This is a genomic window from Bradyrhizobium sp. Y36 (assembly GCF_002531575.1).
Classification (GTDB): Bacteria; Pseudomonadota; Alphaproteobacteria; order Rhizobiales; family Xanthobacteraceae; genus Bradyrhizobium.
Map to the genome: position 1 here is coordinate 336,778 of NZ_NWTI01000006.1, position 21,034 is coordinate 357,811.

General features: G+C 65.4%; 28 protein-coding genes. 12 read left to right on the forward strand and 16 right to left on the reverse strand.

From position 1 onward, the window contains the following. Positions 1 to 37 precede the first annotated feature (37 nt). Positions 38 to 889, forward strand: coding sequence for a 3-mercaptopyruvate sulfurtransferase (sseA, locus tag CO669_RS14065; protein WP_097660391.1), 852 nt, complete (start codon positions 38 to 40; stop codon positions 887 to 889). 57 nt (positions 890 to 946) lie between these two features. On the opposite strand, the gene CO669_RS14070 is transcribed toward sseA, so the two are convergent. Further along, positions 947 to 1,714 carry a hypothetical protein gene (locus CO669_RS14070; RefSeq protein ID WP_097660392.1) on the reverse strand — a complete coding sequence of 256 codons (768 nt, stop codon included), beginning with the start codon at positions 1,712 to 1,714 and terminating at the stop codon, positions 947 to 949. Positions 1,715 to 2,081: 367 nt separating this feature from the next. Here CO669_RS14070 and CO669_RS14075 point away from each other — a divergent pair, with 367 nt between their 5' ends. Next, positions 2,082 to 3,287 carry a L,D-transpeptidase family protein gene (locus CO669_RS14075; RefSeq protein WP_198964006.1) on the forward strand — a complete coding sequence of 402 codons (1,206 nt, stop codon included), beginning with the start codon at positions 2,082 to 2,084 and terminating at the stop codon, positions 3,285 to 3,287. A 56-nt stretch (positions 3,288 to 3,343) separates the two neighbouring features. On the opposite strand, the gene CO669_RS14080 is transcribed toward CO669_RS14075, so the two are convergent. Continuing rightward, positions 3,344 to 4,306, reverse strand: a complete 963-nt coding sequence (locus CO669_RS14080; RefSeq protein ID WP_097660394.1) for a D-2-hydroxyacid dehydrogenase family protein — start codon at positions 4,304 to 4,306, stop codon at positions 3,344 to 3,346. Positions 4,307 to 4,437: 131 nt separating this feature from the next. Then, a complete protein-coding gene (locus tag CO669_RS14085) occupies positions 4,438 to 4,653 on the reverse strand; it encodes a hypothetical protein (RefSeq protein WP_097660395.1) in 216 nt (71 codons plus the stop codon). 234 nt (positions 4,654 to 4,887) lie between these two features. Here CO669_RS14085 and ettA point away from each other — a divergent pair, with 234 nt between their 5' ends. Both ettA and CO669_RS14095 read left to right on the forward strand, forming a co-directional pair. Next, on the forward strand, positions 4,888 to 6,537 hold the full coding sequence (gene ettA, locus CO669_RS14090) for an energy-dependent translational throttle protein EttA (protein WP_097660396.1): 1,650 nt from the start codon (positions 4,888 to 4,890) through the stop codon (positions 6,535 to 6,537). Between the two features lie 7 nt (positions 6,538 to 6,544). Then, positions 6,545 to 7,771 (forward strand): lytic murein transglycosylase, encoded by a 1,227-nt coding sequence (locus tag CO669_RS14095; RefSeq protein WP_097660397.1) that lies wholly within the window; start codon positions 6,545 to 6,547, stop codon positions 7,769 to 7,771. Positions 7,772 to 7,848: 77 nt separating this feature from the next. On the opposite strand, the gene CO669_RS14100 is transcribed toward CO669_RS14095, so the two are convergent. Both CO669_RS14100 and CO669_RS14105 read right to left on the reverse strand, forming a co-directional pair. Further along, positions 7,849 to 8,130 carry a hypothetical protein gene (locus CO669_RS14100; protein ID WP_063201912.1) on the reverse strand — a complete coding sequence of 94 codons (282 nt, stop codon included), beginning with the start codon at positions 8,128 to 8,130 and terminating at the stop codon, positions 7,849 to 7,851. 240 nt (positions 8,131 to 8,370) lie between these two features. After that, positions 8,371 to 8,694 carry a hypothetical protein gene (locus CO669_RS14105; RefSeq protein WP_097660398.1) on the reverse strand — a complete coding sequence of 108 codons (324 nt, stop codon included), beginning with the start codon at positions 8,692 to 8,694 and terminating at the stop codon, positions 8,371 to 8,373. 136 nt (positions 8,695 to 8,830) lie between these two features. Between CO669_RS14105 and CO669_RS14110 the strand changes: the two genes are divergently transcribed. The 3 genes from CO669_RS14110 (at position 8,831) to bfr (ending at position 10,173) form a co-directional block, all read left to right on the forward strand. Then, positions 8,831 to 9,118 (forward strand): hypothetical protein, encoded by a 288-nt coding sequence (locus CO669_RS14110; protein WP_097660431.1) that lies wholly within the window; start codon positions 8,831 to 8,833, stop codon positions 9,116 to 9,118. 161 nt (positions 9,119 to 9,279) lie between these two features. Continuing rightward, complete coding sequence (locus CO669_RS14115) at positions 9,280 to 9,552, forward strand: (2Fe-2S)-binding protein (protein ID WP_097660399.1); 273 nt, start codon at positions 9,280 to 9,282, stop codon at positions 9,550 to 9,552. 132 nt (positions 9,553 to 9,684) lie between these two features. After that, positions 9,685 to 10,173 carry a bacterioferritin gene (bfr, locus tag CO669_RS14120; protein ID WP_024339472.1) on the forward strand — a complete coding sequence of 163 codons (489 nt, stop codon included), beginning with the start codon at positions 9,685 to 9,687 and terminating at the stop codon, positions 10,171 to 10,173. A gap of 304 nt (positions 10,174 to 10,477) precedes the next feature. On the opposite strand, the gene CO669_RS14125 is transcribed toward bfr, so the two are convergent. From CO669_RS14125 to CO669_RS14145, 5 genes are all read right to left on the reverse strand, one after another. Further along, positions 10,478 to 11,080 (reverse strand): MSMEG_1061 family FMN-dependent PPOX-type flavoprotein, encoded by a 603-nt coding sequence (locus CO669_RS14125; protein WP_097660400.1) that lies wholly within the window; start codon positions 11,078 to 11,080, stop codon positions 10,478 to 10,480. Positions 11,081 to 11,112: 32 nt separating this feature from the next. Further along, positions 11,113 to 11,514, reverse strand: coding sequence for a DoxX family protein (locus tag CO669_RS14130; RefSeq protein WP_502694478.1), 402 nt, complete (start codon positions 11,512 to 11,514; stop codon positions 11,113 to 11,115). Positions 11,515 to 11,589: 75 nt separating this feature from the next. Then, entirely contained in the window at positions 11,590 to 11,943 is a 354-nt protein-coding gene (locus CO669_RS14135; RefSeq protein ID WP_097660402.1) for a hypothetical protein, read from the reverse strand. Positions 11,944 to 12,069: 126 nt separating this feature from the next. Beyond that, a complete protein-coding gene (locus tag CO669_RS14140) occupies positions 12,070 to 12,411 on the reverse strand; it encodes an MmcQ/YjbR family DNA-binding protein (RefSeq protein WP_097660403.1) in 342 nt (113 codons plus the stop codon). An 18-nt stretch (positions 12,412 to 12,429) separates the two neighbouring features. After that, positions 12,430 to 13,506, reverse strand: coding sequence for an alpha/beta fold hydrolase (locus CO669_RS14145; protein ID WP_097660404.1), 1,077 nt, complete (start codon positions 13,504 to 13,506; stop codon positions 12,430 to 12,432). A gap of 128 nt (positions 13,507 to 13,634) precedes the next feature. Between CO669_RS14145 and CO669_RS14150 the strand changes: the two genes are divergently transcribed. Both CO669_RS14150 and CO669_RS14155 read left to right on the forward strand, forming a co-directional pair. Further along, positions 13,635 to 13,901, forward strand: a complete 267-nt coding sequence (locus CO669_RS14150; RefSeq protein ID WP_097660405.1) for a DUF2277 domain-containing protein — start codon at positions 13,635 to 13,637, stop codon at positions 13,899 to 13,901. A gap of 97 nt (positions 13,902 to 13,998) precedes the next feature. Then, a complete protein-coding gene (locus CO669_RS14155) occupies positions 13,999 to 14,220 on the forward strand; it encodes a hypothetical protein (protein WP_097660432.1) in 222 nt (73 codons plus the stop codon). Positions 14,221 to 14,363: 143 nt separating this feature from the next. On the opposite strand, the gene CO669_RS14160 is transcribed toward CO669_RS14155, so the two are convergent. Further along, positions 14,364 to 14,903 (reverse strand): collagen-like domain-containing protein, encoded by a 540-nt coding sequence (locus CO669_RS14160; protein WP_097660406.1) that lies wholly within the window; start codon positions 14,901 to 14,903, stop codon positions 14,364 to 14,366. Positions 14,904 to 15,057: 154 nt separating this feature from the next. On the opposite strand from CO669_RS14160, the gene CO669_RS14165 reads away from it, so the two are divergent. Next, positions 15,058 to 15,300 carry a hypothetical protein gene (locus CO669_RS14165; protein ID WP_097660407.1) on the forward strand — a complete coding sequence of 81 codons (243 nt, stop codon included), beginning with the start codon at positions 15,058 to 15,060 and terminating at the stop codon, positions 15,298 to 15,300. On the opposite strand, the gene CO669_RS14170 is transcribed toward CO669_RS14165, so the two are convergent. Both CO669_RS14170 and CO669_RS14175 read right to left on the reverse strand, forming a co-directional pair. Further along, positions 15,297 to 15,545 (reverse strand): helix-turn-helix domain-containing protein, encoded by a 249-nt coding sequence (locus CO669_RS14170; RefSeq protein ID WP_028138133.1) that lies wholly within the window; start codon positions 15,543 to 15,545, stop codon positions 15,297 to 15,299. The genes CO669_RS14165 and CO669_RS14170 overlap by 4 nt on opposite strands. A 341-nt stretch (positions 15,546 to 15,886) precedes the next feature. Continuing rightward, positions 15,887 to 16,654, reverse strand: coding sequence for an SDR family NAD(P)-dependent oxidoreductase (locus CO669_RS14175; RefSeq protein WP_097660408.1), 768 nt, complete (start codon positions 16,652 to 16,654; stop codon positions 15,887 to 15,889). 162 nt (positions 16,655 to 16,816) lie between these two features. Between CO669_RS14175 and CO669_RS14180 the strand changes: the two genes are divergently transcribed. Beyond that, positions 16,817 to 18,499, forward strand: a complete 1,683-nt coding sequence (locus CO669_RS14180) for an outer membrane protein (RefSeq protein WP_245444311.1) — start codon at positions 16,817 to 16,819, stop codon at positions 18,497 to 18,499. A 178-nt stretch (positions 18,500 to 18,677) separates the two neighbouring features. Further along, positions 18,678 to 19,175 (forward strand): molecular chaperone DnaJ, encoded by a 498-nt coding sequence (locus CO669_RS14185; protein ID WP_097660410.1) that lies wholly within the window; start codon positions 18,678 to 18,680, stop codon positions 19,173 to 19,175. 192 nt (positions 19,176 to 19,367) lie between these two features. Here CO669_RS14185 and CO669_RS14190 read toward each other — a convergent pair whose 3' ends face one another. From CO669_RS14190 to CO669_RS14200, 3 genes are all read right to left on the reverse strand, one after another. Then, positions 19,368 to 19,619 carry a hypothetical protein gene (locus CO669_RS14190; protein WP_097660433.1) on the reverse strand — a complete coding sequence of 84 codons (252 nt, stop codon included), beginning with the start codon at positions 19,617 to 19,619 and terminating at the stop codon, positions 19,368 to 19,370. A 238-nt stretch (positions 19,620 to 19,857) separates the two neighbouring features. Beyond that, positions 19,858 to 20,118, reverse strand: a complete 261-nt coding sequence (locus CO669_RS14195) for a hypothetical protein (protein WP_097660411.1) — start codon at positions 20,116 to 20,118, stop codon at positions 19,858 to 19,860. 150 nt (positions 20,119 to 20,268) lie between these two features. After that, the gene (locus tag CO669_RS14200; protein WP_097660412.1) at positions 20,269 to 20,652 is read right to left on the reverse strand and encodes a RidA family protein; all 384 of its coding nucleotides are present in this window, start codon (positions 20,650 to 20,652) and stop codon (positions 20,269 to 20,271) included. Between the last annotated feature and the right edge of the window lie 382 nt (positions 20,653 to 21,034).

Sequence of the window (21,034 nt, forward strand, 5' to 3'; positions counted from 1 at the left end):
TCGCTGCGCACCGCCCCGGAATGACAAGGAAACAGCAATGGCCACCGATCCTCTCGTCTCCACCGAATGGCTCGCCGCCCACATCAATGACGCCGACGTCAAGATCCTCGACGCCAGCTTCAAGCTGCCGGGCGTGCTGCCGCTGCCGAAGGACGATTATCTCGCCGCGCATCTGCCGGGCGCCGCGTTCTTCGACGTCGATGCGGTGTCGGATCATTCCAACCCGCTACCGCACATGTATCCGAGCGCCGAGCAGTTCGGCCGTGACATCGGTGGCCTCGGCATCTCCAACGCCGACACCGTCGTGCTCTACGATTCCGGCGGCTGGGTCGCCGCGCCCCGCGCATGGTGGATGTTCCTGGCGTTCGGCCACGGCAACGTGCGCATCCTCAACGGCGGCTTGAAGAAGTGGCGTGCCGAGGGACGGCCCGTGGAGAGCGGCGAGGTGAAGCCGAAGGGGGCGACGTTCAAGGCCAGCTTCGACGCCAAGCGCGTGCGCAGCATGCAGCAGCTCATCGCCAATGTCGAAAGCAGGAAGGAGCAGGTGATCGACGCCCGCGCTGCCGACCGCTTCGAGGGCCGCGCGCCCGAGCCGCGCGCAGGCATCCGCTCCGGCCACATCCCCGGCGCCCGCAACGTGCCCTATAATCTGTTGTTCGACGCCGCGACCGGCGAGATGAAGCCGCTCGATGACCTCCGCGCCGCCTTCACCCAGGCCGGCGTCAAGCTGGATGCGCCGATCGTGACGAGCTGTGGCTCGGGGGTGTCGGCCGGCGTGCTGACGCTCGCGCTGTATCGCTTAGGCGTCACCGACACTGCGCTCTATGACGGCTCGTGGTCGGAATGGGGCCAGGAAAAAGGCCCAGCGATCGCGACCGGGCCGGCGTAAGCGCCACGGCGACAGTTCGCTGTCTCGCCCCGCTTGCGGGGAGAGGCGACGACAGCATCACCGCGTGCGCGTCGTCGTCGTCGCAAAACTCTGTTGCCCGAACGGATCGAGCTGCTGCTGCAGCTGCTGCGGCGGCGGACGCCGCACCATGCGGTGCCGCGTCTTGGCCTTCGCCTTGCGCTTGGTCGCCTTGTCGTTGGCCTTGCTGTCGACCTTGGCCTTGGCCGGCGCATCCTTCATGGCCGTCGTCGCGGGCGCGTTCAGCGCGGCCAGCCTGGTCGCGGCGATCTCGAGCGCCGAGGCGGCGAGGGCCTGATCACCTGGCGTCGCCTCGGTGGCGGCGGCGACAGTGGCGGGCTTCAAGTCCGGCTTGGCCTCGGGAATCGAGGCCGTGGTGTCGGCTGACGTGAGCGTGTCGGCGGGCGCCGGCGCGGTGGCTTCCGCCGCCGCCTCGACCCTGACCGGTTCGGGGGCCACCGCTTCCGCCGGCGCCGTCGCGACTTGCGGCTGAACCGTCTCGGTCGTCAGCGCGGCGATCTGCTCGGGCTCGGTTGCCGGCAATCCGATGGTCGGCACCTGGTCGCGCAGCGACGGTTCGGGCTCGACCGTGACCTCCGGCTCGGCGCGAAGGACCGCGAGCACCGGCGGGGCAGGCTCGGGCGCCTGCGCGAACATCTGCTCCTGCGGGCCGTTCCGCCAGGAGGGAGGATTGCTGACATACTGCTCGTGGCTCGCGCGCAGGAGCGCGGCGGCGCCCAGGCCGAACACCAGGATGGAGGTTGACAGCAGGATCGCGGCAAACAGGAAGCGAAAGCCGGGAAGCATCGAGGGATTACGAATTTCCGCCCCGGCGGCGTGGGTTGCCAGGGCCCATGAGCCATCTGAACGCGGTGACGGTACTGTTGCCGCGTTCGCCACGCTGGGTCGGAGCTCAAAGCTGTGGCGAATCAGGCTGATTCGAACATACCGCAACGATTCCGACCCGTTCCGCAAAAAACGGGGCCGAAGACTCCGGCAATCGGCGCCATGAGTTGATTTCCGCCCCGTGATGCAACGGGGCAACGGTAGTCTTGCGGATCACAAATCGGAAAATCCGGCGCAAATAAGCCTGATATGTCTTGAATGTGCCGCTATCTTCGGCCATCTGGCCGTTAACGGTCCTGACGGGCCCGGGGACTATACAAGAGCGATGATGATCAAACATTTTCTGACGATATGCGCTGCCGCAACAGTCGCTGCGGCGGGAACCTCGCTCGCTCAGGCTCAGAGCTATCCGGTTCAGCAGGCACCGAGCTACGGTGCCCCGGCCGAATACCGGCCCGGAGACCGCACGCCGAATTTCGACGCGCTGGAGGATGACGACGACGCGATGCCGCAGGCCTCGCTGCCGCCGCCCGGTCCGGCCGACGATCCGCGCTATGGCCGCCCCGCGGGCGCGCCCCCGGTTTACTCGGCGGCCCCGCCGCAGGGTCCGGTGATGTCGCCGGATGATCCGCGTTATGGCCGCCCCGCAGGCGCTCCGGTCTATTCGGCCGCGCCGCCGCAGGGCCCCGTGATGTCGCCCGACGATCCCCGCTACGGCCGGCCCGCCGGTCCGCCGCCGGTGATCTATGCCAATCGTCCGGGTCAGCAGGGCCAGGCCCCCGCCGGCGACGGCATGCGTCCGCCGGAGGCCGTCGGTGGTCCCGCCGCGACCGGAACGGTCCAGGCCGGTCAGCCGCCCGTCGGCTCCGATGGCAGGCCGATGACGATGGCTGCGCTGCCGCCCGAAGAGCAGCCCGATGCTGCGCCGGTGCAGTTGCCGCCGAACCTGCGCCGCCAGGAGGTCTCGTTCCAGACCAAGGAGCCCGCCGGCACGCTCGTGGTCGATACCCCCAACACCTATCTCTACTACGTGCTCGGCAATGGCCGTGCGATCCGCTACGGCGTCCGCGTCGGCCGCGACGGCTTCACCTGGACCGGCGTGCAGAAGATCACCCGCAAGGCCGAGTGGCCGGATTGGCATCCGCCGACCGAGATGATCGAGCGCCAGCCCTATCTGCCGCGCTTCATGGCCGGCGGCCCCGGCAATCCGCTCGGCGCCCGCGCGATGTATCTCGGCTCGACCGTCTACCGCATCCACGGCACCAACCAGCCCTCGACGATCGGCAAGTTCGTCTCGTCAGGCTGCATCGGCATGCTGAACGAGGACGTCTCGGACCTGTTCGACCGCGTCAAGGTCGGCACCCGCGTCGTCGTGATGCCCGGTGGCCCGCCGCCGGGAACGGCGACCGCCTCCGCCGCGCCGGCGTCCGGTCCTGCCGCAGGTCCGGCTCCGATGGCCGCCCAGGCTGGCCCGGTTCCGGGCACGCAGCCGACCGTGGTGCCGCCGCTGCCCGCACCGGTCACCGTGCGCTAAGCGCTTCGAACCAGATCAAATTGCGAAGGGCGTGCCGTCGGCACGCCCTTTTCGTATCAAGCCAGCTTGCGCGGCAGCTCGCCGCCCTTGGTGAAGGCATCGATCGCCTCGACCATCTGGCCGTAATGGATGCGAAGGCCGTCCCTGGTGGCGTAGCCGAGATGCGGCGTCAGCACGAGATTGTCGAGCTTGCGGAAGGGATGGTCGACCGGCAGCGGCTCGACCGCGAACACGTCGATGCCGGCGCCCGCGATCCTGCGCTGCTGCAACGCCTCCAGCAGCGCCTGCTCGTCCACGATCGGCCCGCGCGCGGTATTGACGAGGAACGCCGTCGGCTTCATCCGCGCCAGATCGGCAGCGCCAACCAGCCCGCGCGAGCGCTCGCTCAGCACCACATGGATGGTGACGATGTCGGCCTTGGCGAACAGCTCCTCCTTGGTGGCGTAGCCGACGCCAGCCGCCGCGCACTTCTCCGGCGTCAGGTTCGGGCTCCAGGCGATCACGTTCATGCCGAACGCTTTCGCGATCCCGGCCATCTTGCTGCCGAGCTTGCCGAGCCCGAGGATGCCGAGCGTGAGCCCTTCGATCTCGACGCCGGCAAAGGTCTGCCAGGCTTCGCCCGCATGCATGCGCGCGTTCTCGCGGCCGATGCCGCGGGTCAGCTCCAGGATCAGGCCCATGGTCAGCGGCGCCGTGGGATCGCGCGAATATTGCGTGCCGCCGACGGCGATGCCGCGCGCCTTGGCGGCTTCCATGTCGATGGCGGCGTTGCGCATGCCGGAGGTCAAGAGCAGCTTCAGCTTCGGCAAGCTCTCGAACAGGCTGTTCGGAAATGCGGTGCGCTCGCGCATCGCACAGATGATCTCGACGTCGGCCAGCGCGCTGGCCGCGGCCCGCTCCGAGGCAAAGGGATGGCTGAACACGGTGACATCGACACGGTCGGACAGCTTCTGCCAATCGGCGACGTCGAGGGCGAGGTTGAAATAGTCGTCGAGAATTGCACAGCGCAGCCGGCTCATCAGCGTTCATCCATGGCGAGAGGTGAGGGCGCCAGGCGAGCGCCATCGTCGGAACCTAAGCCATGGTTGCGCGCAATCGCGCCAGCGCGCAAGCAGCTCGCGTCTTCAAAAATCCGATAGCGGGGAGGGGCTCAGAGATCGCGCGGCTTCAGCCGGATTGGCGCATCCATGCCATGTTTGGCGCGCCAGGCGGGGCCGGGGCCGCGCATGTAGTGCAGCTCGGGCCGGTAGGGATTGAAGGCGGTGGCGAAGAAGCCCCTCCAGAAGCCCTTGATCTCCGAGAGGAGCGCGGAGGTGCCGCCGGCTTCTGCCGGAACAGGAAGGGAATGGGTCTCGATCAGAGCCATGACGCTGTCTCGCTGTGCTCCCGTTCGTTCTGACCGGGTGGCGCTGTTTCCGCGCGAGACCGAGCTTTCGGCCTGATTGATTAAAAGATGGTTTCAATTGTCCGGATCGGTGGCCGGATGGTGTCCGTCCCGTATTCATCCGTGGTGAACGGACGGAAAACGTTGCCCTTTGGGGGCGGGATCGCTACATCGGCGGCAAAGCAAATTTCCTCAAATCGAAGGTTTTCGGGACCGATGGCGCGCCAGTTCATCTATTTCATGCAGGGCCTGACCAAGAGCTACCCGACCCGCAAGGTGCTCGATAACATCCATCTGTCGTTCTACCCGGACGCCAAGATCGGCGTGCTCGGCGTCAACGGCTCGGGCAAGTCGACCCTGCTCAAGATCATGGCCGGCCTCGACAAGGAATACACCGGCGAGGCCTGGGTCGCCGAGGGCGCCCGCGTCGGCTATCTCGAGCAGGAGCCGCAGCTGGACCCAAACCTGTCCGTGCGCGAGAACGTCATGCAGGGCGTGGCCAAGCAGAAGGCGATCCTCGACCGCTACAACGAGCTCGCGGTGAACTACTCCGAGGAGACCGCCGACGAGATGACCAAGCTGCAGGATGAGATCGAGGCCCAGGGCCTCTGGGATCTCGACAGCAAGGTCGACCAGGCCATGGACGCGCTGCGCTGCCCCCCTGACGATGCCGACGTGACCAAGCTCTCCGGCGGTGAGCGCCGCCGCGTCGCGCTGTGCAAGCTGCTGCTCGATCAGCCCGAACTGCTGCTGCTGGACGAGCCGACCAACCATCTCGACGCCGAATCCGTGTCGTGGCTGGAAGGCCATCTTCGCAACTATCCCGGCGCGATCCTGATCGTCACCCACGACCGCTACTTCCTCGACAACGTCACGGGCTGGATCCTCGAGCTCGATCGCGGCCGCGGCATTCCCTACGAGGGCAATTACTCGTCCTGGCTGGTGCAGAAGCAGAAGCGCCTGGAGCAGGAAGGACGCGAGGACGCCGCGCACCAGAAGACGCTGGCACGCGAGCAGGAATGGGTCGCCTCGTCTCCGAAAGCCCGTCAGGCCAAGTCGAAGGCGCGCTACCAGCGCTATGAGGAACTGCTCAAGCAGGCGAGCGAGAAGCAGACCCAGACCGCACAGATCATCATCCCGGTGGCCGAGAGGCTCGGCGCCAACGTGGTCGATTTCGAGGGCCTCAGCAAAGGCTTCGGCGATCGTCTCCTGATCGACAATCTCACCTTCAAGCTGCCGCCCGGCGGCATCGTCGGCGTGATCGGCCCCAACGGCGCCGGCAAGACCACGCTGTTCAAGATGATCACCGGCCAGGAAAAGCCGGATTCAGGCACCATCACGGTCGGCGAGACCGTGCATCTCGGCTATGTCGACCAGTCGCGCGATGCGCTCGACGGCAAGAAGACCGTGTGGGAGGAAATCTCCGGCGGCAACGAGCTGATCCTGCTCGGCAAGAAGGAAGTGAACTCGCGCGGCTATTGCTCGTCGTTCAATTTCAAGGGCGCGGACCAGCAGAAGAAGGTCGGTGCGCTCTCCGGCGGTGAACGCAACCGCGTGCATCTGGCCAAGATGCTGAAGTCCGGTTCGAACGTTCTGCTGCTCGACGAACCGACCAACGACCTCGACGTCGACACGCTGCGCGCGCTCGAAGAGGCGCTGGAGGACTTTGCCGGCTGCGCCGTCATCATCAGCCATGATCGCTGGTTCCTCGACCGCATCGCGACCCACATCCTGGCCTTCGAAGGCGACAGCCACGTCGAGTGGTTCGAAGGCAACTTCCAGGACTATGAGAAGGACAAGATGCGCCGGCTCGGCCAGGACAGCATCATTCCGCACCGCGTGAAGTACAAGAAGCTGACGCGGTGATGGCGGCATGATGCGGCGGGCGCTCATCGCTGCGGTGATCGTCGTCACCTGTGGCTGGTCGTCCGCCCGCGCCGCCGACGCCGCCTTCACGCAATTCATCGGCTCGCTCTGGCCGGAGGCGCAGGCCGAAGGCGTCTCGCGGGCGACGTTCGAGCGAGAGACGCGCGGGCTCGAGCCGGATTACAAGCTGCCCGATTTGATCCTGCCCGGACGGCCCGCGCTAGGTGCGCCGTCGCAGGCCGAGTTCGTGCAGGTGCCGGCGGATTACGTCAAGGAAGCCTCGATCGCGCGGCTGGCGGGCGAGGGACAGCGTCTGCTGCAGAAATATCGCGGCTCGCTCGGCGAGATCGAAAAGAAGTCCGGCGTGCCGGCGACCGTGATGCTCGCGATCTGGGGCCGCGAGACCGATTACGGCCGCTACACGCTGCCTTACGATCTCGTCCGCGTGTTGGCGACGCAGGCCTATGTCGGGCGGCGCAAGGATCAATACCGCACCGAGTTCATCCTGGCGCTGAAGATCCTCGGCGAGGGCGTGGTGACGCGCAAGGACCTGCGCTCGTCCTGGGCGGGCGCGACGGGGCTCACGCAGTTCCTGCCGTCCGAATATTACAAGCACGGCGTCGATTTCGACGGCGACGGCCGCATCGACATCTGGCACTCGGTGCCGGATGCGCTGGCATCAGCCGCGCAGCAGCTCGTCAACAAAGGCTGGCAGAGCGGCGTACGCTGGGCCTACGAGGTGCAGGCGCCGGCGAAGGTCGATTGCACCAGTGGCGTGCCCGAGGTGACGAAGCCGATCGGGCAGTGGCTGCGCGAAGGTTTTGTCCCGGTGCGGGGGCAGAAGCTGAGTGCCACTGAACAGGCGCAGCCTGCCTCGCTGTTGCAGCCGGAGGGGATCTACGGCCCGTCGTTTCTGACCACCAAGAACTACTTCGTCATCAAGGAGTATAATTTCTCCGACCTCTACGTGCTGTTCGTCGGCCACCTTGCCGACCGCATGACGAGCCCGCTGCCGTTCGCGACGCCGTGGGCGGCCTCGAAGCAGCTGCGCACCAAGGATGTCGAGACCATGCAGCGCGGGCTCACGCGCGTCGGGCTCTACAAGGACAAGATCGACGGCAAGGCCGGCATGCAGACGCGCGCCGCACTGGGCGCCTATCAGAAGTCGGCTGGCCTCAAGGTCGATTGCTGGCCGAGCGAGGAGGTGCTGCGCTCGATCCAGGCGGCGCGGTAGCGCGGCAAAACAAAAAGCCCGGCCGAGGGTCTCGGCCGGGCTTCGATCGCGGCGCTTGCGAGCGCCGTGCGATCAGATCAGTAGCAGACGCGAACCGGGCGAACGACCCAGCCATAGCCGTCCCAGTAACGCTGGCGCTGCCAGTAGCAGGGCGCGGGCGGCGGGGGCTCGGCAACGTAAACCGGGCCGCCATAGGCCGGACGGCTCGACGCGATCGCGCCGCCGACGATGGCGCCGCCGATCAGGCCGGCCGCAATGCCGGCGCCGACGCCGTCATGGGCCTTCGCGGACGGAGTGGCGGTCACCAGCGAACCGGCGACCGTCGCAACCGTGAGGGCGGCAACTAGAGTCTTCTTCATGCTCAGGGCTCTCCTGGGAGATGGGTTCCTCTTGTTAGAGGCGCCCGGGTTTCAAAGGTTCACGCACACGCTGATGGAATTGGCCGTGCAGCTAGGAAGCGCGCAATTGGTCAACCCACGGTAAACGCACACGGAGCTGTGACGAGAAAAAGCGGTCTTTTTCGGGCCCTACGATGAACGGCGCATCCGTAGTGAACCGGTCCAGCTCAAGCGGTCGCGTTGAACCGGTTCGAGGGCGCGTCAGCCACAGACCCTGACGCGGCGGACGCGCCAGCCATAGCCGTCCCAGAAGCGCTGCTTCTGCCAGACGCAGCCGCCGCCGTAATAGCCGTCTGCGACATAGCCGGGAGCCGGCGCGTAATAGCGGGGCGGGTAGTAGCCGGGTTCGTAATAGCCCGGACCGGGTCCGTAATAATACGGAGAGGCCAGCGCGCCGCCGACGATGGCGCCGCCGATGATTCCAGCCGCAACGCCTGCCGCGACGCCGCGCTGCGCATGAGCCGGCGTTCCGGCCGCAACGGCCAAGGCAGCGACGGCGGTGACCGTCAGGAGCAGTTTCTTCATTGCATTGACCTTTCGTACAAGCACGCGGGAACTCTTTGGGAACAGAGTTCCATACTTCGCTTGAATGATCAATGAACGGCACCTTTGCCGGGCGCGACCAATGAATAGGGACCGCAGCTCCGCCAGGGAGGTGAGGATGGGCAACGCAGTGATAAATGCATTGATCGCCGTCGGGATCGTCTCTGCGATCGGTTATGGCTGGTTGACCCACCTCCAGAACCGCGGTCGGCGCTCGCGCGCCGGGGCGGGCGGGGACGGCGGAAGCAGCAGCAGCGACACCGGGACGAGTGACGGCTTCTCGCTGGGGAGCTGGTTTTCCAATGACAGTTCCGGAAGCTCGGGCGACGGCGGCAGTTGCTCCAGCAGCGATAGCGGCAGCAGCGGCGGCGATTGCGGAGGCGGCGGTGGGGGAGGCGGCGATTAGATCCCCTCAAATCTTGATCCAGCGCAACGCTGAGATTTAGGGCCGTTCTAGGCTGCTTTCGGGCCAGTTTGGAATAGCTTCAAATACCGCTTTTTCCTTTTGCATCCGGCCGGCCCGTTGAATATCGCTGATGGTGCATCACCGAAGGGCCTGCCGCTTCCATGATCGTTTGTTCCTGTAACGTGCTGAGCGATGACGACATCCGCACCGCCGTCGCCGAGTCCGACGACGCCGTGCGCCATGCCAAGCAGGTCTATGGATGCCTCGGCTGCAGCGCCGAATGCGGCCGCTGTGCGCGGACGATCAAGACCATCATCGACGAGGCCCTTGGCCCCTGCGCCCAGTCCTGCTGCACCGGCTGCCCGCACAACCACACCGTAGCCGCCAATGACGCGGCGGCCGAGCCCGCCCAGTTCGCCCTCGCGGCCTGCTGACATCGTCCGCCTGCCTGGCTGAGCTTTTCCCCGGCTGCGTCTCGGTAGCCAGTTGCCCTCATTCGTAAACTGACTTAGAAGCGTTCTAAACTCGGTTGGGTCCGATTTGGGCTGCAAGAGCTGGAGTGAATCATGCAGGGCGACGCAAAAGTTATCGACTATCTCAACAAGGCGTTGCGTCACGAGCTGACTGCGATCAACCAGTACTGGCTGCACTACCGCTTCCTCGACAATTGGGGTCTCCTCGACATGGCCAAGGTCTGGCGCAAGGAGTCCATTGAGGAGATGGAGCATGCCGACAAGCTCACCGCGCGCATCCTGTTCCTCGACGGCTTCCCGAACATGCAGGTGCTCGATCCCCTGCGCATCGGCCAGAACGTCAAGGAGATCATCGAGTGCGATCTCGCTGCCGAGATGAGCGCGCGGGCGCTCTACCAGGAAGCGGCGACCTACTGCCACGGCGCCAAGGACTACGTCACGCGTGACCTGTTCGAGAAGCTGATGAGCGACGAGGAGCATCACATCGACTTCCTCGAAACCCAGCTCGATTTGATCGGCCGCATCGGCCTCGAGCTCTACACCCAGAAGCACGTCGGCGGGCTCGAGGGCGAGGGGCACTAAGCGCGGGCCTCTAGAGCCATTTCCGTTCCGATGGAATCGGAACGGGGCTCTAGACTCTGGTTTTGACGCGTTTTCTTGACGCGAACCGGTACCCACTTCGCTCGAAAACGCTCTAACGCCGCCACTCACTCCGCCGTCGTCCCTGCGAACGCAGGGATCCAGACTGCGGAATCTACCCGTGGCATGACGTGGCAGGTACCGCGGGGCAAACTGCGTCCTGTGACTATCGGTCCCGGATCTGCGCGCGCTCAGGGCACGCTTGTCCGGGACGACACTGTGATTGCCGCGCCAGCTACGGCACCACCTACAACTGCGTCTTGTAGATTTCTTCCACGGTCTCCTGGCTTGCCGGCTCGCCGAGGCCGGTCTGGTCGTGAATGACCGTGACGATGCTCGGCATCACCGAGCGCTGCACTTTCTCCGACGACCATAGCTTCGAGCGCATCAGCGCCTTGCCGCAGTGGAAATAGACTTCGCCGACGGCGAGGTTCAGCACCGCGCGCGGCGGCTTGCCGAACTCGACCATGGAGGCGAGCAGATCCGGATCGGCCGACAGCGTGCCGCGTCCGCCGACGCGCAGCGTCTCGTCGATGCCGGGGACGAAGAACAGCAGCTGCACGAAGCCCGAGCCTTCGACGACGTTGCGAAAGCTGTCGATCCGGTTGTTGCCGGAGCGGTCGGGCATCAGCAGCTGGTTGGGGCCGGCGACACGGACGAAGCCGATGCCGCCGCCGCGCGGCGAGGCGTCGACGCTTCCGTCCGCGCCCGACGTCGCGAGCACGCAGAACGGCGACATCTCGATGAACTTCTTCGCATGCGCGTCGATCGCGGGACGCGCTTTCGCGATCACGCGCGGGCTCGGCTTGGCATAGATGGAAGCGAGGTCTTCGGCGCACAGATCGGTCACGAGAGGCTCCCTGATTGGACGTGTCGAGACTATCATCCTTCGCTCCGGCCGCTATCCCCCTTGCCGCGCCGTCCCGGCCAGTCGATGACGCCGGAGCAGTACAGCGCCCACCAGATCAGCACGGGTTGAAGCATCAGTCGCGGCCCATGATAAAGCCAGCTGTTGGGGATCGGCGGAAGGTCGATGCCCTCCAGGGCGTGCTTGATGTTCGCCGGCCAGACGCAAAGCGCATAGAGCGCGAAAGCCACCCCCGCCCACCAGCGTAGCGGTTTCGTCAACAACGCGATAGCGCCTGCGATTTCGCAGACTCCGGTGACGAGGATGACCTGCGTCGCAAACGGAACCCAGGACGGCGTGATCGCGAGCAGCTTCTCCGGGGCCATCAGATGCGCGACGCCGGCTGCGATGTAGAACGCCGCCATTACGAAGCGCATCACCGCGCGTGTTCGGTCGCTTGCGGAGGCCATCGCTCCAACTACCACGCGCGGCATTGGCGTGCCATCGCGCGGCTAGACCGCATCCGCCGGCACGAAGCAGCTGATGATGATGGCGCCGCGGTGATGGACATACCACACCTCGGCCTGGCCGACCGGATTGCCGCGATCGCGGATGATGGCGCGCTCGGGCACCTCCATCCATTGCCCCTCGATCGGCACCCAATAGCTGCCCGCGCGCACGTCGTAGTCGGTGCGATGGCCGTCGGAGATGTCGCAGCAGGGCACGCCGTTCGGCGCGATCACGCTCTTGAACCAGGCGCGGATGTCGGGCGGGACGTGATCATATTGCCCGTTGTCGAACGCGAACGCCGCGCTCGACAGCGCCGTCATCGCGACCAGCCAAGCGCACAGTGCGAGCCTTCGCATGCGATCCTCCGCCGCATTCCGATTCGTATCGTTGATGCGATTAAGCCCGAGCTGTCAGCGCATTGCATGCTCAAATAATATGCGCGCGCGAGAGGCGGCGCATGATGCGTTGCGGTATGATCCTCGCTATGGCGTCTCGATCGAGGCGAGCAGCGATTTCGACGCGACGTTGCGCCAGGCCATATCGAGCGCGCTTCGCAAGGTCACCTGATCGACCTTCGCCAGCTTCACATTCGTGCTGCCGTTCTTGCCCCAGGCGCCGGGCACGGGGCGAAACATCGCCGGCTCCGCATCGACGAGCATGGCCTGCTGGTCTGGCGTCAGCTTGACCATACCCCATGTGTCATCGGGATAGCCCATCGTCGCGAACACGCGCTTGCCGACGCGGAAGTCGGCATGGCCGTGATGCGCGCCTTCGATAACACCGGGAAGCGCGAGGGCAGCCTTGCGAAAGCGGGCTTTCGACATGTCGTCTCGCTGCCCGTACTACATCGCTCGCTGCGGCGTGCTCTCCAGCAACTGCCTGACCTGCTCGCTGTAGAACCTGGCATTGCCGGTGGTGCCGTGACCGCGCGTCTCGGCGCTCGCCGAAATCAGGAACAGGCGCCCGTTCTTGACCCGCTTGATCGCTGCGTCGGTGATGCCGGTCTCGGGCGGGTTGCGCTCGTCGTCCGCGGAATTGATCAGCAGCAGCGACGCTTCGATGGCCTCGAGTTTCTCGCCGGCATTGTAGTCGTGCGAGGACTCCCACTGATAGACGAAGTCGTTGGCATCGGCCGTGATCGGCGTCGCCAGCCGGTCGTCGACGATCTTGTCGGCCTTGGCTGCGGTCGGCGCCTGCGATTGATAGGCCAGCGTTCCGCCGATGCTGGCGATGCCATAGGCGGTGATGGCGTATTTCATCATGCGCGGCTGGCTGGCGTAGTTGCCGCCGTTATAGTCGGGGTCGTTGCGGATGGTGTCGAGCATGATCCGCCGCATCATCCAGTTGCGCGAGGCCATCTCGGTCGGTTGCGAGGCCATCGGGATCAGCGCGTCCATCGCCTTCGGATATTTCTCGCCCCACAGCCAGGTGTGCATGCCGCCCATCGAATTGCCGATGACGAGCCGCAGATGCTTGATGCCGAGGCCCTCCGTCACCAGGCGATATTGCGCCTCGACCATGTCCTCGTAATCGTATTTCGGGAAGCTCGTCTTCAAGCCGTCGGACGGTTTCGACGATTTGCCGTGGCCGATCCCGTCGGGAAGGATGATGTAATATTTGGACGCATCGAGCGGCTGCCCTGCGCCGAACAATTCGCCGCCGAAGGACGGCCCCAGCATGCTGGCGCCCGAGCCTCCGGTGCCGTGCAGCACCAGCACCGGTTGACCGGTCGGCTCGCCGATCGTGGTGTAGTGCAGCTTCAGCTCCGGCATGGTCTCGCCGGTGTGGAACTTGAAATCCCTGGCGATCCAGTCGCCCTGCTTGGGGGCCGGATAGTCGGCGGCTGATAAGGGTGTGGAGACGGCCGGCATCGCGATGAACAGCAGGATGGCCGCCAGTGCTGCGCAACAAGCTTTCATGTTCGTTCCCCCGTGCGGCTCATGGTCGGCGGCCGCGTCGGGAGGGAACTTAGCAGAAGCGCGAAGATGGATGTAGGATTTTGGCTTCGCCGATCGTCCTTGAGGAAACCGCCGGAGAGAGACCCAGCATGTGCCGCAACATCAAGACGCTGTTCAACTTCGAGCCGCCGGCGACGGAGGATGAGATCCACGCCAGCGCGCTGCAGTTCGTGCGAAAATTGTCCGGTTTCAACAAGCCGTCGCAGGCCAATGAGGCAGCCTTCGATCGTGCTGTCGCGGAAGTGTCGGATGCCGCGCGACAACTCCTGACCTCGCTGCACACCCATGCGCCCGCGCGCGACCGCGAGATCGAGGCGGAAAGGGCCAAGGAGCGCTCGCGGCTCCGCTTCGGTTAGTGGGCTCCGGCAACGCGTTCCGTGATCTGGCTCACGGTATGGGGCGCCTCATTTTGCAATGATGTCCGCCGGGGTTTTGACAGCCCGGAGCAGGACCATGAGCCGCCCCCTTCTTCCTCTGAAAGCAGGTGCCATCGTCTTCACGCTGCTATGGACCGCGTGGATGATGTGGTGGAGCGGCTCGTTCTCGAGCGCGAACGTCATCATCCTCGCCCTGTGCGGCGCTGTGGTCGGCTATCTCTGGTATCGCGCGATGCGCTGGCAGTTCGAGCGAATGGGCATGCTGCCGGGCAAGGATGATTCATCAAGGGCATCATGAGTGTCCCGGACGCGCTGCAGCGAGCAACGCTGCGGCGCGGAGCCCGGGACCCGGAAATGATTGGCGCAGGTCCCGGTAACATGGGTCCCGGCTCGGCTGCGCCTCACTGCGTGCTGCGCTGCGTCTGGGGCACGCGTGAATTGCTAATCCCGGTGCTTCTTCCTTTTCTTCTTTTTCTTGTGCTCGTCGTCGTCGGCGGCGGCGGCGCTCTCGTCATCGACCATGGCCTCGTCGGTCTCCCGCACGGCGGCTTCCAGCGCAGCGCGCTCGGCGGCCTCCTGCGCGTCGCGTTCGGCGGCTTCGCGTTCGCGCTGGCGGCGGCGCTCGTCCCAGGCGTCGAACAGCTGATCGAGCCACGGCAGCACCTGTTCGATCGAAGGCAGTTGACCGGCAGGTCCCGGCTCGCCGCGCGGGCCTTGCGGCCCCGCCGGCCCCTGCGGTCCGGCAGGTCCCTGCGCGCCGATGGCCCCACGCGGGCCGGCTTCGCCCTGCTTGCCCTGAAGACCGACCTTGCCCTGGGGACCCGCTTTTCCGATCGGTCCCGGCTTGCCCTGCGGACCGGGCTTTCCGCGCGCGCCGTCGGGGCCGCGCCGGCCCGGATGACCCTGCGGTCCCGGCCGTCCCGGCTCGCCCTGCCGCCCGCGCGGTCCCTGAGCTCCCTGCCGTCTCTGTTCGTCTGCCACGCCACTGCTCCTTGTGCGGAAGCAAGCTACTTAGCGGCGTTTGACGACAGCAGCAATTCCGCCGGGGCACCTCGCCACGCTTGATCAACATCAATCGGCGGCACGCGCCGCTGTGTCATCGATCAAGTGGCCACAACTCTTGCGAGGGCGACCGATGCGTGCAGCGTGGAAGATCTTTTGGCTGTTCGCCGTCGTCCTTGCAGCAGCACTTGGCCTCGCTCACCAACTGGTCCCCGACGTCGTGCCGGTCGCATTCGCCGAGGAGCCGCAGCCGTCATGGGCTGTCCTGACGGCCTTCTTCCTCCGTGCGATCGAGATGATCGCCGCCTCCGTCGCAATGATCGCACTTGCGGTCATCGCCGGCGGACTGATTCAGCGGTGCGTGCTCGGACGCTAATCCTGATAGGCGGGCACCTCGATGCCCGAGGCGGCATAGAGCTTGATCTTGTTGCGCAGCGTGCGCACGGACAGGCCGAGCACGCGCGAGGCGCGGGTGCGATTGCCGTCGCAGCGGGCGAGCGTCTGGAGCACGAGCTCGCGTTCGACCTCGTCGACGGTGGCGCCGATCAGAAGCGGAACGATCTGGTTGGGGGCAAGAAACTGTGCGCCCGGTTCGGACGCGGCGACATGAACAGTGGTCATCAACACACTCCCCGATCAACGCCCGCTTCCATCGTTGGAAGCGGATCGAGAACAAACGACCCCCAAGCCGTGAATCTACGGTGGGCGGGTTTGGTTAACGAAAGGTTAATCGCGGGCGATCGCACCAGATCACCTCGGGAAAGCCGCGAAGCCGCCGCGATTGGCGCGGGATGCATCGCGATGCGGGAGTATCTCTTACCGTTGAGCAGGTGTCATGCCCCGGCTTGACCGGGGCATCCAGTACGCCGCGACTCGTCGATTCGGTGGCTGCCGGCTCTGGAATACTGGATCGCCCGGTCGAGCCGGGCGATGACACCGTGCTTGTTGAAGCGCTTCGCGCCTCACACCGTCCGGTAGCCGCCGTCCACCATCACGATCGTTCCGGTGACGTAAGCCGACAGGTCCGACGCCAGGAAGATCGCCGGGCCGACGATGTCCTCGGGCTTGCCGGTGCGCGCCAGCGGGGTGTGGTCGACGAAAGCCTGCACCAGCGCCGGATTGGTCGCGCGTACATTGGCGTTGATGTTGGTCTCGATGAAGCCCGGCCCGATCGCGTTGACGCGCACGCCCTCCTTGCCGAGCTCGACCGCGAGCGCCTTGGTGAAGCCGAGCACGCCGTGCTTCGAGGTCGTATAGGCCGCCGAGCTCGGCGTGCGCAGATGCACGAAGGACTGGATCGAGCCGATGTTGACGATGCGGCCTTTGCTCGCGCGCAGGGGTGCGAGGAAGGCCTGCGTCACGTTGAAGACGCCGTTGAGGTTGAGCGAGATGATGTCGTTCCAGTCCTTCGCCACCGTCTCGGTCTCCGCCGTGAAGGCGTTGCGGCGGGTGATGCCGGCATTGTTGACGAGGATCGAGACCTGCCCGACCTGGTCGGCGACCTGCTTGGCCAGCGCGAAGCAATCCTCGCGACGGGTCACGTCGAGCGCAAAGCTCTCCGCCCTGCCGCCCGCTTTGCGGATCTCCTGGGCGGCTTCCGCGACCGTCTCCGCGTTGACGTCGAGCAGCACCACTTGCGCGCCCTCGCGGGCGTAGCCCGCCGCGATGGCCCGGCCGATGCCGGAGCCGGCGCCGGTGACGACGGCGATGTGGTTCTGGAGAAGGGGCATGGCGTTTCCCTGGCTGTTTGTTTTTGAATGTTGCCAACGAGACTAGTTGAAAACCGAAGCGACGAAAACGTCGTGCGGCGCTCGCGCCTCATGCAATCGCGGCGGGGGACGACCGGTGCATGTGGCAAAGATGCCACGACGCGGCAGGAAAGTTGCCGGTTCGTGCCTGTCCAATTCGCCGTCGCATGTGTCCAAGAAGTCTGGAGTCGCTGGCCTCACATCTTGTCCCGGACATATGGGGCCGCGGCGATTCCGCGCGCCGACGGGGATATCGGGCGCATGAACAGAGTGACATTCGGAAGTGCCGCGCTGATCGCGTTCGCGGTGGCGGCGCCTGCCCAGGCGGCGGATATCGGGACCGCGCCCGCCTCCAAGGTCCCGTTGACGGCCGCATCCCCCTGGAGTGGGTTCTATGCAGGTCTGGGGCTTGGCTCCCGCGCCACGCGCACCGATGCCGTGACCAACTCGGAGACGATTGGCGGCATCCCGCAAGATTTGGCGGACGGACGGCCGACCGGCGCGTCGTTCGACGGGTTGGGCTTTCGTGCCAGCTCGTTTGCCGGATTCAACTGGCAGTTTGCCCCGCAATGGGTCGCAGGCCTCGAAGGCGATATCGGCTTTGCCGATCAATCCACCAAGCGCCAATCGCAGCCCTTCTCGCCGGGCTTTACCGCGTTTCCGTTGCCACGCGACAGCCTGACCGTGAAGACCGAATGGGACGCCAGCCTGCGCGCCCGCCTCGGCTTCCTGCTCACACCCGCCACGCTGGCCTACGCGACCGGCGGCGTCGCCTGGCAGAGGAGCGGGATCAATTCCATCTGCGTCGACAACGGCTGTCAGAGCGTTGGTTATTCGCCCGGCGTGATCTCGGCTTCTCGGACCCGGGCCGGATGGACCATCGGCGGTGGCATCGAGACCTCTCTCGGGGGCAACTGGTTCGCGCGCGCCGAATATCGCTATGCCGATTTTGGCGCCGCCCCGTTCACCATTTCCCGGACGGCCCTTATCAACCCGGCGTTCAGTCCGACCACGGACGATTTCGATCTCAGGATGCGGACGCATACCGCTTCGTTCGGCGTGGGCTACAAGTTTGGCGACCCTGTCGTGGCCGGAGCGCCGGCGGCGCCGATGGTCAAGGCAGTTCCGATCGCGATGTCGTGGACCGGCCCGTATCTCGGTCTTGGCCTCGGCGCCCGGGCGCTGCAGGCGAATGCGGCGGCGAAATCGCAAATATTTGGAGGGGCCCCGTTCCGCATTGCCGAGCATGCCCAGCCGTTCAACGGCACTGCATTCCGCGCCAACCCCTATGCCGGCATCAACTGGCAATTTGCTCCCAAATGGGTCGCCGGTATCGAGGGCGATGTCGGCTTTGCCGACCGGACCGCTACACTTGATGGATATCCGGTGTCGCCCGCCTTCGGCACTTTCCAGACGACTACCGATTCTCTCGTGCTGAAGACGACGTGGGACGCGGGCCTTCGCGCACGTCTCGGTTTCCTGGTGACACCGGCGACACTTCTTTTCTTGAGTGGCGGCGCTGCGTGGCAGCATGACGAGGTGATTTCGACCTGCGGGAGCGCACCCTGCCGGAGAAGGTTCAGCCCCTCGCCGCCGGTGATCGCGAACGCCGCGACGAAGCCCGGCTGGACCATCGGCAGCGGCCTGGAGACGGCGCTCGGCCATCACTGGCTGGCTCGCGCCGAATACCGCTTCGCCGATTTCGGCACGTCGACCCTTAGTATCAGCCGAACGGGGACCTTCGCGACGAGCAACACCATCGACACGTTCGACGTCACGCTGCGCACCCATACCGCGACGTTCGGTCTTGCGTATCAGTTCAACTGACCAGCGCGGGGTCTGGCAGCACATCGCGCGCGGTGTGACGGCGGATGCGGCCCGCAAGCAATGCCGCGATGAATTCCTTCCGAATTCGTTTCGAAGTTTCACGAAAAGCTAACGCGAAATTAAGGGGTCGGAAACGGCAGCCTTGGCATACTGATCCTCGTTGCTAAACGTTGCGCGCATGATGGAACGGCTCGACCCCCGGATCGACTCCTGGAAACTCGCCCTCGAACGCCTCCGCTCGGCGCAGTCGGCCGACTTCGCCGAGGCGGGCCGGCTCGTGGCCGAGATCGCGCGGATGAGCACGGATACGATGCTGCGCCAGGCCGCCGAGCAGGCACTGCCGGTGCTGCGCCAGGCAATCGACAATCATGATCACGGCGTCACGCTGGCGGCCCAGCGCCGTCTCGCCGTGGTGCTCGAGGTCGTCCACGACCTGACCGCGCCGCGCTTCGGCCGCCGCAACGCCATGCCGAAACAGCTCTCCACCGAGGATCGCGCCCGCAAGCTGCTCGGCCTGCCGCTTTCGGTGCAGCTCACCTGCGAGGACATCAACCAGGCCTATCGCCGGGCGGCCAAGGGCATGCATCCCGACCGCGGCGGCAGCACGCAGGCCTTCATCGATCTCGCCGCCGCGCGCGACGTCCTGATCCATCCCGGCGCGCACAAGGACGCGTGAGCGTTCCAAGCGATATCTCGTAGGGTGGGCAAAGGCGCGACGCGCCGTGCCCACGTCGTCGTAACGGATGGAGTTGGTGGGCACGCTCCGCTTTGCCCACCCTACGGCGTCAGCTCATATGGCTTGGACAAGAACAAACGGGCAAGGACGAGACCATCGCCCTTGCCCGTTTTTCGTCCGCCGATCGAAATCTTACCAGGTGCAGTGCCCGTTCTTGAGCGCGGCATCCTTCGCCGCGAGGGCGTCGATGAAGGTCGGCACGCTGGCGCTGGCGCGGTGATAGCCGGCCGGCCACGGCGTGGTCGGGATGCTCTCGTCCCAGATCTGGCAGAAGCCGGTGTCCTGCCAGCGGATCAGGTGATAGCTGGCCTCGGCAGGGCTCGCAGCCATGAACGCAGTGACGGCAAGACCGGCGGCAGCGCACAGCAGGGAAATACGACGCATGATCAGCTCCTCGAAATGAATGATGTGATGCACCTCCCGGCAATGACGGGGAGGGCTGATGCCGGACGCATCGGGGGCGCGCCGGACAAGAGGTGAGTAGTTCCGCGTGCGGCTCAGGTTCAAAGGACGGGCGCCGGAAATACCTGATTTCGGCCGGAAAACAGACGGTCTTGCAAAAACGAAGAAGGCGGACCGCTCGCGCGATCCGCCCTCGAAATCCGATGTTGTCGCTTCAAGACTAGAGCGTGCAGCGGCGCTCGGCGCGCATCTTGATCTGCAGGTCAGAGGCCTGCTGGAAGGTCGGGAGCGGCTTGCTGACGACCTTGTAGGTCGACACCCCGAACTGGAACGGCTTGTACTTTAGGTCCTCGTTCCAGACCTGGCAGATGCCGGTGTTGTCCCAGCGGATCACGTAATAGCCGACCTTGGCCGAGGCCGGCACGGCAAAGACGGAGGTGGCGATGCCGGCAACGGCACAGAGCGCGAGAACGCGACGCATGAAATATCTCCTGATGGGAACGTGAACCCCAAAATTCGTGCGGTAAAAGCAGATCCTTTGCAAGCGGGGGAGCTGCCGTTCACGGACATGTCAGCTGTTCCCCAGGCATTTGGTTTGGCCGCGTGCCCGACAAGCCACACGCCGGGCGGCTCACTTCGCCAGCGAGGCCACCGCCTCGATCTCGATCAGCATCTTCGGATCGGGCAGGGCCTGCACCACGCAAGTGGTGCGCGCGGGGTAGGGCGGCGGGCCGAAGGCGCCGGCATAGAGCGCATTCATGGCGGCGACGTCGGAGGTGCGGGTCAAGAGCACGTTGACCTTGGCGAGGTCGCGGACGCCTGCGCCGGCCTCGTCCAGCACGCGCTTGATGTTGACGACGACATTGGCGAATTGCGCCTCGAACCCATCGGGCAGCGCGCCCTTGGCGTCGAAGCCGGGAATGCCCGAGACGAACAGCAGATCGCCGACGCGGGTGGCAAAGGACAGCGGCGGCGCCTTGACGTTCGGTGGGGCCGCGAAATGCTGGATCGGCATGGGATCACCTCGATGACGGACGCGGATGCCGCAAAGCGTAGCGGCAGGCGAGGCGAGCTCCAACCAAAAAACGCGAAAACAACCCCATGCACAGTAGGAAGCATACGGAAATCACTGGAGTTTTCTAATTCGGAAAGAGCGAAAACAAGGATTTGCTTCGTCGGGCAAATCAGGGGCAGGATGGGATGATGCGGTTGGCCCGCTGCCACCCCAAAACTCCGCTGTCATGCCCCGGCTCGACCGGGGCATCCAGTACGCCGCGGCTTCGCGGCCCATTCACCGACGCCTCTGGAATACTGGATCGCCCGGCTGAATGTTTAGCCCGGACAGATCACTGACGGGTGTTCGGAGACATAGCTGACACGTCAACAATGGCTGGATT